Raw genomic sequence first — 16,276 nt, 5'->3', positions numbered from 1 at the left:
CACTCAAAATATCCTATAAATATTATAGATATTTGGAATGTCTTATTTTTTAATCTAATAATTCAAAAACTCTTTTATTTTTCAATGGATGTAATGCATATGGTGCTATTTCATTTAGTGGCTTTAACACAAACTCTCTTAGATGCATTAACGGATGTGGTAAAATAACAAATTCATCATTACTTACTATATCATCATATAAAACAATATCTAAATCTATTATTCTTGGCCCCCATTTTATTTCTCTAACTCTTCCAAGTTCATTCTCTATTCTAAGAAGCTCTGACATAAGTTCTCTAGGTGTTAAATATGTTTCAACTTCAACTGCACCATTTAAGAATTCTTCTTGATCCTCATTTCCCCATGGTTCTGTAACTATAAAAGATGAAATTTTAGAAATTTTTATTCCTCTAACTTCTTCAATTTTCTTTATTGCATTTTTAAAGTTCTCTTCTCTATTTCCCATATTGCTTCCAAAGGCTATATAAGCAGTATGTCTTTCTCTTATAATTTCAACTGCTGCATAATCTAAATTTCTTCCTATAGGTGCCCATGGCTTTTTTAATAGAACTTTAACAGCCTTAACCATTGAATAATTATCTAATATAAAGTTAGCAACCTTATTTACAACACTTTCAATTAAATCTAATGATTCTTCCTGAAAAATATCTATAACCTTATGACATAACTCACCATAATGAACAGACTTAGTTAAATCACAAGTTGTTGCTGCTTCTTTAATATCTAATGATAATTCTAATGATAGTATGAATTTTTGCCCTAGTGTTTTCTCTTCTTGAAACACACCATGATTTGCAAAAATTTCAATATCCTTTAAATATATTTTATCCATTTTATTACCTACTTTTCTTTTACTATAGTATGTGTCATAACAGCTACTCTTTTATTTTCCAAAACATCATGAACTCTGATAAATTCAATACCTTTCATTATTCCAATAACAGTAGTGGCAAGAGTTCCCTCTACTCTCTCATTAACAGGTAAATTTAAAGTTAATCCAATCATGGACTTTCTTGATGTACCTAAAAGCACTGGATAACCTATATCTCTTATAACTTCACATTTATTCATTACCATTAGGTTTTCTTCATAAGTCTTAGCAAATCCTATACCTGGATCTAAAATTATATTTTCTTTTTTTATTCCAGCCTCTAATGCAATATCAATACTTTCTTGCAAGTCATTTATTATATCTTCCATTAAATTTTCATAAGGCTTATCTTCTCTATTATGCATTAAAATAATTGGTACATTATGTTTTGCAGCTACTTTAGCTATATTTTTATCATATTTAGCTCCCCAGATATCATTTATAATATCTGCTCCAGCTTTTATAGCTTCTTCTGCTGTTTTGCTTTTATATGTATCTATTGATATAGTAACATCTAATTCTTTTTTTATAGCCTTAATTATTGGAACTACTCTTTTTATTTCCTCTTCCTCAGTTACATATTCTGCTCCTGGTCTTGTTGATTCTCCACCAACATCTATAATATCTGCTCCATCTTCCACTAATTTTTTAGCTTGCCTTACAGCAGCTTCTATTTCATTAAATTTTCCACCATCTGAAAATGAATCTGGTGTTACATTTAATATTCCCATTATATAAGTTCTTTCACCTAACTTATATTCCTTATTTCCTATTCTCAAATCCTTTTTCCTCCTTTAATATGTTATTTTAAAGTTTTTCTTTTCACTACTCCAATAACATTCTTTTTCAGCTTTACAATTAAAACATTGTCTTGATAGCTTATCAGCCTTATATATTATTTCTTCTAACTTATTATCACTTTCTCTTCTATGATTATCAATCCCATTTAAAATAATATCAACTTCATATTCTGTAAAGCTTGTTTCTTTTAATATTTCTTTACTCATTTCTACACTAGCAATATCATGATGGATACCTTCTTCATATTGCCTTACTCTACCTATATCATGTAATAATCCTATAGCATAAATAACTTCTTTTGAAATACTTAATTTTTCTTCTAAGACCATTATATATGCAATTCTTGACACATCAATAAAATGTTCTATAGTATGATTGCAAAACTCTCTATCTTTTTCATACTCACTTAATTTTTCTAATGCTTCTTTATAAAGCTTATTACTCATTATTGCATCAATATTATTCATATTACACCTATCTTATAAAGTTCATAACTTCTCTTCTTAGTTCTATATCTTCTCTAAATACTCCTCTATAAGTAGTAGTCACAGTCTTAGCCCCTGGCTTCTTAACTCCCCTCATAGTCATACATGTATGTTCTGCTTCAATTACAACCATAGCACCTTCTGCATCTAAATACTTCATTAGAGCATCTGCAATTTCTGTTGTTAATCTTTCTTGTAATTGAGGTTTCTTAGCATATATTTCAACTGTTCTTGCAAGTTTTGAAAGCCCTGCAACTTTTCCCTTAGGTATATAAGCTATATGTGCTTTTCCAAAGAAGGGTACTAAATGATGTTCACACATAGAAAAGAATGTTATATCCTTTTCTAATACTAAGTCATTATTTTCTACAGAAAATGTTTTAGATAACACTTCTTTAGCATCCTTACCTATCCCATCAAAAATTTCCATATACATTCTTGCTATTCTATCAGGTGTTTCTATTAACCCTTCTCTATTTACATCTTCTCCTACACCTTCTAATATTAATTTTACACCTTCCATTATCTTTTCTTTATTCATGTTTTTCGCCTCCATTTATTCCTTTGTCATATTGCTCTTTTATTTTTTCAATAATTTCACTATTAAATAGCTTGTTTTCTATATTAGAAACTTTTATAACCCCAACTAATGAATTAGTTAAGAAAACTTCATCACTATTTAATAATTCTTCCTTTGTTATTTTTTTCTCTACTACATCAAAGTTATTAATAACCCACTGACGAACTATTCCTGGCAACAATCCACATTTAATTGATGGAGTATATATTATTTTATCTTTAATAATAAAAATATTACTTGTACACCCTTCACATAAATTACCTTGTTCATTAAAAAAAATTGATTCCTTAAATCCATTTCTTTGACATAATTCATATTCTATAATATTTTCTAAATAATTTAAAGTTTTAAAACCTACTATTCTAGATGTTGAATTTCTTAAAACCTTAGAAATTCCAACTTTAAAACCTTGTTGATAGTCATTATCTTTATATTTTATTTCTCTTATAGAATAAATTAAATTTTTCTCTGTTACAGTAATTTTTAAAGCTTTATTTTTTATATTATGTTGATTTATAAAATTAATAACATCTTCTATAACTATTAACCCACCTAAATCTAACTCTATAATTGACTTATTTATTCTTTTTATATGCTCTTCTAAAAATATTGGAGTTTCCTTTACTAATATAGTTTCAAAAACGCCTCTCCCCAAAAAGAATCCACTATCTATACTTATACTATCATTATCATATATAACTTTTCTCATATATTACCTTCTTATAATACTCTCATTAAGGCCCTTGCCTTATCTAATGTTTCATTATACTCATCTTCCTCTATTGAATCATAAGTAATTCCACCACCAACACCAAAGAATGCCTTATTATCTTTCTTTATTATTGTTCTAATTACTATATTAAAATCACAATTACCTCTAAAATCAAAATATCCTATAGAACCTGTATAAATATTTCTTTTAATACCTTCTAATTCTTCAATTATTTCCATAGCTCTTATTTTAGGAGTTCCTGTTATTGATCCACCTGGAAAACATTCTTTTATACATCTTACAGCTGAAACATCTTCCTTTAGTTCCCCTTCTACTGTAGAAACTAAATGAAATACTGTAGCATATTCTTCTAGTTTAAAGTTTTCCGTTACCTTAACTGTATGCGGTTTACAAACCTTACTAAAATCATTTCTCTCTAAATCTACAACCATTAATAGCTCTGCTTTATCTTTCTCACTATTAATAAGCTCTAATTTATTTTTTTCATCCTCTTCTACATTATTTCCCCTAGGCCTTGTCCCCTTTATAGGTCTTGTATGTGCTTTATTATTAAACACTTGAATAAACCTTTCTGGTGATGAGCTTATTATTTGAAAATCTTCAAAGTTTAAATATGCTGAAAATGGTGCTTTATTTATACTTCTTAACTTCTTATATATATCAAATGAATCATCTTCATTATAACACCAAAATCTTTGGGTCATATTTGCAATATAAACATCCCCAGATACTATATATTCCTTTAATTTAGCAACTGCATTCTTATACTCTTCCTTAATGAAATTTGAATAAAAAATATTTTTACTTTTTTCACATACTATTTGATCATCAATCTTTTTTCCACTATGTATTATCTTTAAAATACTTTCTATATTCTCAATATTTCCATCTATATCAGTTATATATTTTTTATCATTAATTAAGTCAAATATTATTATATTTTTATAAAAAACAAATCTTATATCAGAGATATTAAAATCTTCTTCAGTTGTGTCAGGCAATTCTTCTAATAATCTTCCAGCATCGTAAGAAATATAACCCATAGCTCCACTTAGAAGTGGTATATCATCTTGAATATCATTTTTATACTCATATATTAGATTTTCTAATACCTTAAAGGGATCACCTTCTACTATATTATCATTTATATATGTTTTTTCTTTTTTTACTTCAAATTTTAAAAATGGATTTATTCCAATAAAAGAATACTTAGAAAGATTTTTATCTTCTTTAGAACTATCTAATAATATAGTATCTCTTTCATCTTTAAATAAATTATATACTTCAAATGCATTTAATTTACTATTAAACTCTATTTTTATTAACCCCACTTAACTTCACTCCTAATAGTATTTTTATTAGCATTTATCATCTCTTTTGCTAAATTCTTTTGTTATATTGATAAAATTATTTAAAATCTTATGTCCCTCTTCTGTCATCTCAGCTTCTGGATGGAATTGAACTCCATATATAGGATAATCCTTATGCTTAATTCCCATTATTACTTTATCCTCAGTTTCACTAGTTATTTCAATTGTATCTGGTAAATTACCCCTGCTTACTATTAAAGAATGATATCTTGTAACTCTTAGAGGATTCTTCACATTTTGAAATAGTCCTTTATTATTATGAGTTATATTAAACATTTTCCCATGAACTGGCTCATTTCCTTTTTTTATAGCTGCATTAAAATAATGCCCTATACATTGATGACCTAAACAAATACCTAATATAGGAAGTTTCCCTTTAAATTTATCAATAATATCTAAACTTAATCCAGCCTCTTTAGGTGACTTTGGTCCTGGCGAAATTACTATTCCATCTATATTCATATTTTCAATATCTTCAATACTAATTTTGTCATTTCTATAAATAATAATTTCTTCTCCTAACTCTTCAAAATATCTAACTAAGTTATATACAAAAGAATCATAATTATCAATCATTAAAAGCATTATATTCCTCCACCTTCATTTACATTTTTTTATTTTAAGCTATGTATTTTTTAAAACATAAATTATTAATAATTATGTTACTCATGCTTTTGCCTACCTCATTATTACTGTCTTTTTATTGCATTATTAATGAATAAATTATATCATAGCTTTATATACTACAAAACACTTACTTGAAAGGAGTTTGATTTTATTATGATTATATGTGATTTACATACACACTCTACTGCATCAGATGGTAAATATTCACCTAAAGATGTTGTTAGAAAAGCTTATGATAGAGGAGTAAAATACTTAGCATTAACTGACCATGATACTTTATCTGGTATAGATGAGGCAAAATCTGAAGCTGAAAATTTAGATATATATTTTATTCCTGGATTAGAATTATCTACAACCTACAAAGGAGAAACTATTCATATTTTAGGTTACTTTAAAGGTGATGATTATAAAAATTCAGATTTAAATAAATTTTTAGAGGATTTAAAATCAAAGAGAATTGAACGTGCACATGAAATAGTTAAAAGGTTAAAGAAATTTAATGATATTGAAATAGATGTTAATGAAGTTCTTAAAAATGGTAAAGATACTATTGCAAGACCTCATATAGCTAAAGCTATAATAGATGCTGGATATAATTATTCAAAGGAATATATCTTTGATAATTTTCTTGGTGATCACTGCCCTGCATATGTCCCTGCAAATAAATTAGATACTGAAGAGGGAATTAAATTATTAAAAAAATATAACGCTGTTGTAATTTTAGCACACCCTGTACTCTTAAAGAAACTACATGTACTTGATGTACTTCATCTTGATTTTGATGGTATTGAAGGTATATATGGTCTTAATACTCCAGAAGAAACTGAAAACTTCTTAAATATTGTAGATAAAAAGGATTTATTAACTTCTTGTGGTTCTGATTCACATGGTCATGAAGAAGATGATACAAAACATGGAATTTTAGGTTCTCAATCTATGGAAGAACATAGACTTGAAAAATTTTTAAATAAACTTAACAATAAATAATTAGTGAATAGTTAACATAGGTAAAAATATTCAGTTCCTTTAAGCCCCTCTGTTTTTAAGCAGAGGTTTTTTTACAAACTTAAAAGGTATCAAATTTCTTCGATACCTTTTACAATATTATTCTTCAATTAAAAATGCTTTATATCCATTTTTAGTTTCATATATATCAACTTTACTAGATACTTCCCATGGAGCATGCATATTTTGTAGAGCAACACCACAATCTATAACTTCCATATTATATTGTGCTAAAATATAAGCGATAGTACCACCGCCTCCTTGGTCAACTTTACCAAGTTCTGCAGTTTGATATGTTACATTATTTTTTTCCATAATTTTTCTAAGCCAAGCAACAAATTCTGGATTTGCATCATTACAACCATTTTTCCCTCTTGCTCCAGTGTATTTACTAAATACTAGCCCTCTTCCAAAGTAAGCAGTATTCTTCTTTTCACAAACTCCTGGATAATTTGGATCAAAGGCTGCAGTAACATCAGCTGATAACATTAATGAATTTTGAAGAGCTCTCTTTAATTTTAATTCTGAATATTGTCCCATTCTATCCATAACTTCAGCTAAAGAGTTTTCAAAGAATCTTGAATGCATACCTGTAGCCCCAATACTTCCTACCTCTTCTTTATCTACTAATAATATAACTGAAGTCTTTTCTACATTTTCAACTTCTAGTAATGCCATTAATGAAGTATATGCACATATTCTATCATCTTGACCATACCCCATTACCATGCTCTTATCTAAACCTAAATCTCTAGCTTTACCTGCCGGTACAATTTCAAATTCAGCTGAAACAAAATCTTCTTCTTCAAAGTCATATTTATCCTTTAGAAGAACTAATATATTTTCTTTAACAGCTTCTTTTTCCTTACCTTCTAATGGTATATTTCCAACAAGAACATTTAAATCTTCTCCAGCAATAACTTCGTTTGCTTTCTTTTGTAATTGCTCTGCTGAAAGATGTATTAAAAGATCTGAAATTCCTAGTACAGGATCATTATCATCTTCACCTATCACTACATTAATTTTAGTTCCATCTTTTTTAACTACAACTCCATGTAATGCAAGAGGTAATGCTACCCATTGATATTTTTTTACTCCACCATAATAATGAGTATCCATTAATGCTAAGTCACTATCTTCATATAATGGATTTTGCTTTAAATCTAATCTTGGAGAATCAACATGAGAACCTATAATTCTCATTCCATTTTCAATTGAATCCTTTCCTATTAAATATAAAGCTAAAGATTTATCTTTATTATTATAATAAACCTTATCCCCAACTTTTAAAGTTTCATTATTTTTTATTATTTCATCTAAGTTTCTATACCCTTTTTCTTCTGCTAATCTTATAGCCTCATGTATACATTCTCTTTCTGTTTTTCCTACTGAAAGATAATTTTTATATCCTTCACAAAAATTAAAAACTTCTTGTTTTCCATTTTCATTATATTTTAACCATGCATTTTTTTTAGCATCTTTAACCATAATATAGCCCTCCTTATTCTTCCTCACTAAATTCACACATTCTTTGTTCTATAATATCTACTGGTGTAACATCAGACATTAATGAATGCCTATAATTACCTGCTGCAGCTTCTATTATAACCGCAATATTTCTTCCAGGTCTTACAGGTACTCTTAATCTTCTAACATTTACTCCAAGTATTTCTTGTGTTTCTTTATCAATACCTAATCTATCATAATCTCCATCATCTTTCCAATGCTCAAAATGCATTAATAAATTTATGTCCTTTGATGGCAATATAGAACTTAATCCATATAATGACGATATATCAATAATTCCTATACCTCTAACCTCTAACATTCCAATAGTTATTCTTGGGGATGTACCTATTAAACTTCCATCTATTTCTTTAATATCAACTGCATCATCAGATACTAATCTATGTCCTCTTTTAATAAGCTCTAATGCAGTTTCGCTTTTGCCTATTCCACTTTCTCCAGTTATAAGTATACCTATACCATATACATCCATTAAAACACCATGTAATCTAGTTTCTGGTGCAAGCTTTCCTGCTAAATACATAGTAAGTTTACTTATAAACTTTGTTGTAACCATATTAGTTCTTAATAACCATGACTTTGATTTTTTAGCCGACTTAATAAATTCATTATGTGGCTCTAAACCTCTAGTAATTATTATACATTTAGAGTCAAAACTAAAATATTTATTAATTCTTTTTCTCATTAACTCTATTCCCATGTCATCTAAAAAGCTCCATTCAGCTTTTCCTATAACTTGGATTCTTTCAGGTGCAAAATAATTATAAAAACCAGCTAACTGTAATCCAGGTCTATTTATATCGTTAACAGATATTTTTACATCCTTTTCACCCTCAACTAAAACTTCTAATTCAAAATCTGATATTAACTTCTCTACAGCAACTGACAATATTAATCACCTTCTACTTTTTTTTATTCTTAGGTTCAATACCCTCTAATTGTGCTCTAAGGTTTGCCTTATAGCTATCTATATATCTTCTTCTTAAAATTTGTTGTTCTTCTTTTTCTTGTTCAGTTAAACCTTCTTCTTTACTCTTTTTATATAATTCATTTATTCTAATCACTACATCTTCAATTTTTGCTTTTGTATAATCCATTTTTTACATCCTTTCTTTATTACGAATATTTTAAATGATTAATAAATTTCAATTCATTTAATTTAACTTATTTTTATTTTACATTTATTTCTTTTTAATATCAACTTTAAATATTTTTTATTTCATTTTTTTGATATTTTCGGCAAATTATTTCCTTTTTTCTACCTTCGCTTTATCATATATTATTTACAAGTTTCATTTTAAAGATACTTATATGTTTTTTTAAGTAATGTTTTGTAAAACTTTGCGATATTATATTATTTTACCTTTTTAACATATATGTTATAATAACCCATATAATGTTAATTAATATCAAAAGGAGGTGCTTTATGAGTAAAAAAAGTCTAAAAAATAAAATTATTCTACAAAAGATAACTTTAAATCTACTTTTAAAATTTCTATCTCCTCAAAACAGACTTGTGATATACATATCTCAAAGTTTAGACAAGCATATATGGAAATATCAACATCTTATTTATAAAAAATATAAAAGAAAACACTTAAATAAATATTTTATATCACAATCAAAAGCTGCATAATACGAAAAAACACCTCAATAATTGAGGTGTTTAATTCTAATTTATACCCAACATGCCGGTCACTTAAATATTCACACCTGCAGCTCGCAGGTGGGTTCTGCGCAATTTGCTTCTGTCATCTTCTGATCTTATGGAAGCCCGACATCCACAAACATGTTGCAAATCCCGTAAATATAATGTAGGTTGAACATCATAAGCTAATCGCACATCTCAGGATTTTATGATTTTATTATATCAAATTATATAAAAAGTTCAATAGTAATCTATCCCTTTTCGCAAAAAATTATTTAGACATGTAATCCTTTACTACATCTTCTATTGATATATTGCTATCTTCTTCTGTAAATAAAGCCATAAATTGTACATAATCGCTAGTTTTCTCTGTCATTTGAATAGCCATCATTTCGCCTTCAATTTCTAACTCTTCTACTATATCTTCTATAATTTCCAATACTTCATCATTTGCAAAATCATAAAGGTAAGGAAAATAATATTCATTATACCATTCCTTGCTATACTCCTCTAAATTGCTTTCTTCATTAGAATAAGCTCTTGCTGCATCCAGTACATCTTTATCAAAATCAAAGTAAAAGTTTATTAAAGCAAACTCCTCATCTTTTTTTAAAATCTCTATATCTGATAAGTCATTTTCATTTAATATTTTTATAATTTGTGATTCTTGCACTTTTTTTCTCCTTATAACTAATATAATAACTTATTATATTCTTTCTTTACTGCTATAAACTCTTTATCATCTTCTACAAGATTTAGTTCTTGTTTTCCATCTACTTCATCTATTCTAAATACGTAAATATCTTCACTATTCTTATCTTCTACAGGAGCTAATAATAAATACTCCTTATTTTCTAAATAAATTCTAGCAATAGCTTCAAACTGAACCTTATTTCCACTCTCATCTAAGAAAGTCATTATTTGAACTTCTTCATTTTGAACTTCTTTTATATCTTCGCTCATTAAACTATTCTCCTTCTCTTCTAAGTGTTATACTATTAAAAAATTTTACTATAAAAGCTTATCACAAAATAGCTTTTCATTACAACATTTAGATACATATAATCTTAATTTTCTTTCAGCTGCATCTCTTCTAGCATGCATACACACAATTTTTTTACAATTACTACAGTATATCTTATATTTGTACTTTGACAAATCATATTTTAATTCATTATTATATTTAAAAGTAGTATTATTAGATATACCACTTTTAATACAACAAGCTTTAAAAAATTTATTATGCCCATTATTACTATTAGTTATAGTATTGCAATAATAATGTAAATACTCATGAATTATTACCTCTCTAACTATCTTTTCACTATACTTACCATTCACTAACTCTTCAGAAAATACAAATTTTAAAGGCTTTATACTATTATTACACTTTTCATAGAAAAAAGCTCCCATTCTTTTCTTTGCTCTTTTAGAAATTTCTACTTCTATATTACATGGATAATTCCATTTTTCTGCTATTTCGTTTATAATTATTTTTATATCTGATACAGACCAAACTTTATACATAATTTACTCCTAAACTGCAACTAATAAAATAGAACATTTCTTAATTATAAATTGTTTTTCTATATTTAACAAATTGATTTTTAAAATTATATATAATAAAATCTTTTTAATAATATAAATGATTAGGTGAGTTTATGATTGATAATATAAATAATATTTTTTCAAACTATACCCCTTATATTAATGGCTGGGAAAAATTCAAAAGAGCTTCTGTTACTATTCCACTTGTAAAGTATAATGACTCTTTACACGTTCTATTTGAAGTTAGAGCTAAAACTTTACGTACACAACCAAATGAAGTTTGTTTTCCTGGAGGAAAAATAGAAAATGATGAAACTCCTCTTAATACTGCTTTAAGAGAAACTTGTGAAGAAATAGGAATATGTGAAGATAAAATTAAAGTTATATCTCCATTAGATCTTTTTGTTTCTCCTTATAATATTATTATCCACCCTTATTTAGTCTTCATTGAAGATATTAACAATATGAAGCTTAATGTCGAGGAAGTTGAAAAAGTGTTTTTTGTTCCATTAGATTTTTTATTGAATGCTAATGTTAATACTTTTGTTAATAAGGTCAATATTACCCCTGCTAATAATTTTCCTTACGAATTGATCCCTACAAAATATAATTATAAATTTTCTACTGGATCTTATGAAGTGCCCTTTTATATCTATAATGATTATGTTATTTGGGGAATTACAGCTAAAATTCTTCTCAGCTTTTTATCTTATTTAAAACATAGAAACTACCACAATTAACTTGTGATAGTTTCTTATTTTATAGCTAGGATATTTCAAGATTTATATTCTTAGAAAGTTCTTCTTCTGCAATTATATACTCACTATGAAGCGCTCTAGTTAATGCTACATAAAGTAATCTTTGATTTAATATATTATCTGGATAATTTTTTTCTGTTGGATTGTATATTATAGTTCCATCAAACTCTAATCCTTTTGTTAAATAAGCTGGTATTATTATTATATCTGTATTAGGACTTTCCTCCTCATTTCCCTTAATTAAAGTGAAGTCTAAATCAGTATGCTTTTTTAATTCTCTTTCTAAAATCTTACCTTCACTATAAGTTTTAGTTATTATTGCAATGCTATGTTTTCCCTTAGAATTAAGGTTCTTTATAATTTTTTCAATCATTTGTACAGACGCTCTTCTTGAAGCTGACTTAATTACTTCTGGCTTTTCTCCATGTCTCAATACCGGCTTTGCACTTTTCAAACCTAAACCTTGAGCATTTAATACAGAATTTGCAAATTCAATTATTTCAACAGTTGAACGATAACTTTGACTTAATGTTATGAATGTTGCCTTCCCCTTAAATACACCATCAGTAATATCTTCCCAAGTTTTAATTCCCTTATAATGATAAATACCTTGTGCTAAGTCTCCAACTAAGGTTAAAGAATTTCCCATAGACAAACTATTAATTAAATAAATTTGGAATGGACTATAATCTTGTGCCTCATCTACTACTATATGTTTGTATTTTGATTTTTCATCAATACCTTCTAATAACATATATATGTATATAAGTGCTGGTAAGTCATCCTCATCTATTATACCCTTCTCCTGGTTTGATATTGCTTCTGATTTCATATATTCAGCTAATTCTACAGGTATTCTATTTCCAGTTGCAATTTCAAAAACTTGATTATCCTTAAATAAGTTAATATAAATATCACTACAGGTTATTCCCCTCCAGTTTTTAAAATATTCATTCATTACCTTTTTTGCATCATGTTTAATATATTCCTTAAGATTATCTCTCTCATTATATATATCTATTAACTTATGTCTTCTTAATTCGCTATCATCTAGCTCTCTTTTTACTTCCCTAATTTTTATATCCCATTCTCTATCAATTTGAATAATAAGACTTTCGATTCTTTCCTTTAATTTTAATGATAAATATCTCTTAATCTCATCTTTTCTTTTATTTATAGGATAACTTTGTAAATCCTTTAAATATAACCTCATTATTTCTCTTTTTGAAAATAAAACATAATCTGATATTAAAATATCATCTATTTCTAAAGAACTACTTTCCAATAAAGCTATATATCTATCTATTATGGTCTTAAATATTAAATTCCCCTTAAATCTTGAAACATTTACAATGAATTCTTTTTCTCTTTTATCCTCTACTTCTATAAGTTCCTTAATTTTATCATCTTTAGTTTTTATTTTTCCTTTTAATTTAAGTGTTTTCATTACAAGCTCTTGAAATGTTGTTTGTTTTACATCATTTGATCCTAAAGTAGGTAAAATATCAGAAATATAATCTAGAAATAACTTATTTGGTGCTAATACTAATATATCTTTTCCTTCCATAGATTCTCTATATCTATACAAAAGATATGCTAGCCTATGTAATGCAATTGTAGTTTTTCCTGAACCTGCAGATCCTTGAACTATTATAGGAAGATTTTTAGGCCATCTTATAATATCATTTTGCTCTCTTTGTATAGTTGCAACTACTTCCTTAAGCTTTTTACCCCTACTTTCTTCTAGATTTATTTTTAAAAATTCATCAACAAGCTCTGATCCTTCTTCTCCATTAATAATAATTTCATTTGTACTTTCATCAAAAACTTTATCTAAATTATCATCATCAAACAAAAACTTTCTTTTTAAATTTAACTCACCTTCAACAATTCCCATAGGAGCCTTATAATAAGCCTCTCCTCCAGTTCCACTGTAATAAAGGTCTGCTACTGGTGCCCTCCAATCTACAACAATTTCTTCACCATCTACTGTAGATGTTATCCCTTTTTTGCCTATATAAATCTTTTCTTCAATACCAAACTTCTCATTAAAATCAACTCTTCCAAAATAAGGATTTTTTAATGCTTCCTCATAATTTTCTATCTCTTTTTTTAATAAATTATATATTTTTTCTGTATTTTCTTTTTCTTGATCATAACTTCCCTTTGCTTCCTTAGTTAATATTCTTAACTTTTTAGCTATTTCTGCTTGATATTTTCTTTTTTCTTCAACTTCATTTAATATATCCTTACGCTTTTGCTCAAGAATCTCTTTTTCTAAAGCTAAATTTTCACTCATTACTTTTCATCACGACCAATCTATTTTTTATATTTTTTATATAACATTTAATAATAATCTACTGTAGGCAATTTGTGCAGTTATAATTATTTATATTATTACCTTAATTAAACATTTTTATTTTGAATTCCCAAGTTTTATTATATATTTTTACTTAAAATATCACAAACATTAAATTTTATCCAATAAAATAAGGACCTATTAACCAATATCTGTTATTTTTTAATATTGGTTAAGTGTCCCTATATACCATATTATTTTATCTAATTTTTAAATGAATGAATTGGTGCTGGTATTCTACCACCACGTTGAATAAAATCAAATGATGAATATTTATTCACAGGCATTACAGGTGCAGTACCTAATAAACCTCCAAATTCAACCAAATCTCCCACTTTACATCCAGGTGCTGGAATAATTCTAACTGCTGTAGTTTTATTATTAATAACTCCAATTGCACTTTCATCAGCAATCATAGCAGATAAAGTTTCTGCTGTTGTATCACCTGGCACTGCTATCATATCTAAGCCAACTGAACAAATAGCTGTCATAGCTTCAAGCTTTTCTAAATTTAATGAACCATTTAATACAGCATCTATCATACCAGCATCTTCTGAAACAGGGATAAAAGCTCCACTTAATCCTCCTACATGACTACAAGCCATTACTCCACCTTTTTTTACTGCATCATTTAAAAGTGCTAAAGCTGCAGTTGTACCATGAGTTCCAACAACCTCAAGTCCCATAGCTTCTAATATATGAGCAACTGAATCTCCAATTGCTGGAGTAGGTGCTAATGATAAATCTACAATTCCAAATGGTGTATCTAGCCTTTTTGCTGCTTCATGTGCAACTAATTGCCCTATTCTAGTGATTTTAAATGCAGTTTTCTTAATAGTTTCAGCAACTACATCAAAACTCTCTCCTTTAACCTTTTCTATAGCTCTTTGTACTACCCCTGGTCCACTAACTCCAACATTTATAACCCTATCAGCTTCTCCAATTCCATGAAAAGCTCCTGCCATAAATGGATTATCTTCAACAGCATTAGCAAATACAACAAGTTTTGCACATCCAAAGCCCTTTTTATCTGCTGTTAATTCAGCAGTCTTTTTAATAACTTGTCCCATTTCTTTTACTGCATCCATATTAATTCCGCATCTAGTAGATCCAACATTTACAGAAGAACAAACTTTACTAGTTTTAGCTAAAGCTTCTGGTATTGAATTAATAAGAATTCTATCTCCCTTTGTGTAACCTTTATGTACTAAAGCTGAAAAACCACCTATAAAGTCTATTCCTAGCTCATGAGCTGCTTTATCTAAGGTTTCTGCAAATTTTACATAATTAGTTTCATTAGTTGCCCCTGCAATTATTGAAATAGGTGTAACAGAAACTCTTTTATTAACTATTGGTACACCAAATTCATTTGCTATTTGATCTCCAACCTTAACCAAATTCTTAGCATAAGTTGTTATTTTATTATATATTTTCTCTCCTGCCTTATCTCCATCACTATCTATACAATCTAAAAGAGAAATTCCCATAGTTATAGTTCTAATATCTAACTTTTCCTCTTCTATCATTTTTATTGTTTCTAATATATTATTTGCATTCATAATTTTCCTCCACTAAAGACTTAATATTTTATAAAGTATGCATGGAGTTAAATATTTCTTCTCTTTTAATCTTAACTTCAACACGCAACTCTTTTCCCTTTAGTTCTAAAGTCTTTTTAATTTCTTCAAAATTATTATTGCTTATTTTTAAATCTAACATCATTATCATTGTAAAAAATTCACCCATTATAGTTTGATTAACATCTAAGATATTAATATTTAGCTTTTGAAGCTCACTACTTACTCCGGCTATAATTCCTACTTTATCTTTGCCTATTACTGTTAGAATTGCTTTCATTTTCGATTCCCCCTTACTTTCTTTTAGCAAACTTTGTTTGCAAATTATATTAATTCTATACTTTATATCCATATATGTCAATTTAA

General features: G+C 27.5%; 19 protein-coding genes and 1 other RNA gene. 3 read left to right on the top strand and 17 right to left on the bottom strand.

What is annotated here, in order from left to right; genetic code table 11:
• Nucleotides 1–49 precede the first annotated feature (49 nt).
• From folK to Q0Y03_RS00350, 7 genes are read right to left on the bottom strand one after another with little or no spacing between them, the layout of a single operon-like run.
• Entirely contained in the window at nt 50–853 is an 804-nt protein-coding gene (gene folK / locus Q0Y03_RS00380; protein ID WP_297711881.1) for a 2-amino-4-hydroxy-6-hydroxymethyldihydropteridine diphosphokinase, read from the bottom strand.
• An 8-nt stretch (nt 854–861) separates the two neighbouring features.
• Nucleotides 862–1,671 carry a dihydropteroate synthase gene (gene folP, locus Q0Y03_RS00375; protein ID WP_297711880.1) on the bottom strand — a complete coding sequence of 270 codons (810 nt, stop codon included), beginning with the start codon at nt 1,669–1,671 and terminating at the stop codon, nt 862–864.
• A gap of 15 nt (nt 1,672–1,686) precedes the next feature.
• Nucleotides 1,687–2,160 carry an HD domain-containing protein gene (locus Q0Y03_RS00370; protein WP_297711879.1) on the bottom strand — a complete coding sequence of 158 codons (474 nt, stop codon included), beginning with the start codon at nt 2,158–2,160 and terminating at the stop codon, nt 1,687–1,689.
• A gap of 7 nt (nt 2,161–2,167) precedes the next feature.
• A complete protein-coding gene (gene folE / locus Q0Y03_RS00365; protein WP_297711878.1) occupies nt 2,168–2,719 on the bottom strand; it encodes a GTP cyclohydrolase I FolE in 552 nt (183 codons plus the stop codon).
• The gene (locus Q0Y03_RS00360) at nt 2,712–3,467 is read right to left on the bottom strand and encodes an aminotransferase class IV (protein ID WP_297711877.1); all 756 of its coding nucleotides are present in this window, start codon (nt 3,465–3,467) and stop codon (nt 2,712–2,714) included. The genes folE and Q0Y03_RS00360 overlap by 8 nt, the downstream gene beginning before the upstream one ends.
• An 11-nt stretch (nt 3,468–3,478) precedes the next feature.
• Nucleotides 3,479–4,822: an aminodeoxychorismate synthase component I gene (gene pabB, locus Q0Y03_RS00355; protein WP_297711876.1), complete on the bottom strand. Its 1,344-nt coding sequence runs from the start codon at nt 4,820–4,822 to the stop codon at nt 3,479–3,481.
• Between the two features lie 27 nt (nt 4,823–4,849).
• On the bottom strand, nt 4,850–5,446 hold the full coding sequence (locus tag Q0Y03_RS00350; protein WP_297711875.1) for an aminodeoxychorismate/anthranilate synthase component II: 597 nt from the start codon (nt 5,444–5,446) through the stop codon (nt 4,850–4,852).
• Nucleotides 5,447–5,641: 195 nt separating this feature from the next.
• On the opposite strand from Q0Y03_RS00350, the gene Q0Y03_RS00345 reads away from it, so the two are divergent.
• Complete coding sequence (locus tag Q0Y03_RS00345) at nt 5,642–6,475, top strand: PHP domain-containing protein (protein WP_297711873.1); 834 nt, start codon at nt 5,642–5,644, stop codon at nt 6,473–6,475.
• A 117-nt stretch (nt 6,476–6,592) separates the two neighbouring features.
• On the opposite strand, the gene Q0Y03_RS00340 is transcribed toward Q0Y03_RS00345, so the two are convergent.
• Genes Q0Y03_RS00340 through Q0Y03_RS00330 form a run of 3 tightly spaced genes read right to left on the bottom strand, consistent with a single transcriptional unit; the run spans nt 6,593 to nt 9,117 of the window.
• On the bottom strand, nt 6,593–7,981 hold the full coding sequence (locus Q0Y03_RS00340; protein WP_297711871.1) for an aminopeptidase: 1,389 nt from the start codon (nt 7,979–7,981) through the stop codon (nt 6,593–6,595).
• A 13-nt stretch (nt 7,982–7,994) separates the two neighbouring features.
• Nucleotides 7,995–8,909, bottom strand: coding sequence for an HPr(Ser) kinase/phosphatase (gene hprK, locus Q0Y03_RS00335; protein ID WP_297711869.1), 915 nt, complete (start codon nt 8,907–8,909; stop codon nt 7,995–7,997).
• A gap of 13 nt (nt 8,910–8,922) precedes the next feature.
• On the bottom strand, nt 8,923–9,117 hold the full coding sequence (locus Q0Y03_RS00330; protein ID WP_297711867.1) for a DUF896 domain-containing protein: 195 nt from the start codon (nt 9,115–9,117) through the stop codon (nt 8,923–8,925).
• A gap of 329 nt (nt 9,118–9,446) precedes the next feature.
• On the opposite strand from Q0Y03_RS00330, the gene Q0Y03_RS00325 reads away from it, so the two are divergent.
• Nucleotides 9,447–9,656 carry a hypothetical protein gene (locus Q0Y03_RS00325; RefSeq protein ID WP_297711865.1) on the top strand — a complete coding sequence of 70 codons (210 nt, stop codon included), beginning with the start codon at nt 9,447–9,449 and terminating at the stop codon, nt 9,654–9,656.
• 40 nt (nt 9,657–9,696) lie between these two features.
• On the opposite strand, the gene ssrS is transcribed toward Q0Y03_RS00325, so the two are convergent.
• The 4 genes from ssrS to Q0Y03_RS00305 form a co-directional block, all read right to left on the bottom strand.
• Nucleotides 9,697–9,876, bottom strand: a non-coding RNA gene (gene ssrS, locus Q0Y03_RS00320) — 6S RNA.
• Between the two features lie 63 nt (nt 9,877–9,939).
• Entirely contained in the window at nt 9,940–10,341 is a 402-nt protein-coding gene (locus Q0Y03_RS00315) for a hypothetical protein (protein ID WP_297711864.1), read from the bottom strand.
• A 17-nt stretch (nt 10,342–10,358) separates the two neighbouring features.
• Complete coding sequence (locus Q0Y03_RS00310; protein WP_297711863.1) at nt 10,359–10,631, bottom strand: DUF1292 domain-containing protein; 273 nt, start codon at nt 10,629–10,631, stop codon at nt 10,359–10,361.
• Nucleotides 10,632–10,679: 48 nt separating this feature from the next.
• Nucleotides 10,680–11,195, bottom strand: a complete 516-nt coding sequence (locus tag Q0Y03_RS00305) for a SprT-like domain-containing protein (RefSeq protein WP_297711862.1) — start codon at nt 11,193–11,195, stop codon at nt 10,680–10,682.
• A 134-nt stretch (nt 11,196–11,329) separates the two neighbouring features.
• Here Q0Y03_RS00305 and Q0Y03_RS00300 point away from each other — a divergent pair, with 134 nt between their 5' ends.
• Nucleotides 11,330–11,956, top strand: a complete 627-nt coding sequence (locus Q0Y03_RS00300) for a CoA pyrophosphatase (protein WP_297711861.1) — start codon at nt 11,330–11,332, stop codon at nt 11,954–11,956.
• Between the two features lie 25 nt (nt 11,957–11,981).
• On the opposite strand, the gene helD is transcribed toward Q0Y03_RS00300, so the two are convergent.
• The 3 genes from helD to Q0Y03_RS00285 form a co-directional block, all read right to left on the bottom strand.
• Nucleotides 11,982–14,273, bottom strand: coding sequence for an RNA polymerase recycling motor HelD (gene helD, locus Q0Y03_RS00295; RefSeq protein WP_297711860.1), 2,292 nt, complete (start codon nt 14,271–14,273; stop codon nt 11,982–11,984).
• Nucleotides 14,274–14,536: 263 nt separating this feature from the next.
• A complete protein-coding gene (locus Q0Y03_RS00290; RefSeq protein ID WP_297711859.1) occupies nt 14,537–15,892 on the bottom strand; it encodes a PFL family protein in 1,356 nt (451 codons plus the stop codon).
• A 28-nt stretch (nt 15,893–15,920) separates the two neighbouring features.
• A complete protein-coding gene (locus Q0Y03_RS00285) occupies nt 15,921–16,190 on the bottom strand; it encodes an ACT domain-containing protein (RefSeq protein WP_297711857.1) in 270 nt (89 codons plus the stop codon).
• Between the last annotated feature and the right edge of the window lie 86 nt (nt 16,191–16,276).

Origin of the sequence: Clostridium sp. (assembly GCF_026168755.1) — a bacterium.
GTDB lineage: Bacteria > Bacillota > Clostridia > Clostridiales > Clostridiaceae > Clostridium.
Note: the sequence above shows the minus strand (reverse complement) of the source record. Positions and strands in the feature narration are given on the sequence as shown.

Excerpts from the sequence above, each read along its gene's own strand:
- Q0Y03_RS00290 (WP_297711859.1), bottom strand. The coding sequence starts at position 15,892 with ATGAATGCAAATAATATATTAGAAACAATAAAAATGATAGAAGAGGAA.
- Q0Y03_RS00310 (WP_297711863.1), bottom strand. The coding sequence starts at position 10,631 with ATGAGCGAAGATATAAAAGAAGTTCAAAATGAAGAAGTTCAAATAATG.
- Q0Y03_RS00350 (WP_297711875.1), bottom strand. The coding sequence starts at position 5,446 with ATGCTTTTAATGATTGATAATTATGATTCTTTTGTATATAACTTAGTT.
- Q0Y03_RS00300 (WP_297711861.1), top strand. The coding sequence starts at position 11,330 with ATGATTGATAATATAAATAATATTTTTTCAAACTATACCCCTTATATT.
- folK (WP_297711881.1), bottom strand. The coding sequence starts at position 853 with ATGGATAAAATATATTTAAAGGATATTGAAATTTTTGCAAATCATGGT.
- Q0Y03_RS00340 (WP_297711871.1), bottom strand. The coding sequence starts at position 7,981 with ATGGTTAAAGATGCTAAAAAAAATGCATGGTTAAAATATAATGAAAAT.
- Q0Y03_RS00360 (WP_297711877.1), bottom strand. The coding sequence starts at position 3,467 with ATGAGAAAAGTTATATATGATAATGATAGTATAAGTATAGATAGTGGA.
- Q0Y03_RS00285 (WP_297711857.1), bottom strand. The coding sequence starts at position 16,190 with ATGAAAGCAATTCTAACAGTAATAGGCAAAGATAAAGTAGGAATTATA.
- Q0Y03_RS00305 (WP_297711862.1), bottom strand. The coding sequence starts at position 11,195 with ATGTATAAAGTTTGGTCTGTATCAGATATAAAAATAATTATAAACGAA.
- helD (WP_297711860.1), bottom strand. The coding sequence starts at position 14,273 with ATGAGTGAAAATTTAGCTTTAGAAAAAGAGATTCTTGAGCAAAAGCGT.
- folE (WP_297711878.1), bottom strand. The coding sequence starts at position 2,719 with ATGAATAAAGAAAAGATAATGGAAGGTGTAAAATTAATATTAGAAGGT.
- Q0Y03_RS00345 (WP_297711873.1), top strand. The coding sequence starts at position 5,642 with ATGATTATATGTGATTTACATACACACTCTACTGCATCAGATGGTAAA.
- Q0Y03_RS00325 (WP_297711865.1), top strand. The coding sequence starts at position 9,447 with ATGAGTAAAAAAAGTCTAAAAAATAAAATTATTCTACAAAAGATAACT.
- Q0Y03_RS00330 (WP_297711867.1), bottom strand. The coding sequence starts at position 9,117 with ATGGATTATACAAAAGCAAAAATTGAAGATGTAGTGATTAGAATAAAT.
- Q0Y03_RS00370 (WP_297711879.1), bottom strand. The coding sequence starts at position 2,160 with ATGAATAATATTGATGCAATAATGAGTAATAAGCTTTATAAAGAAGCA.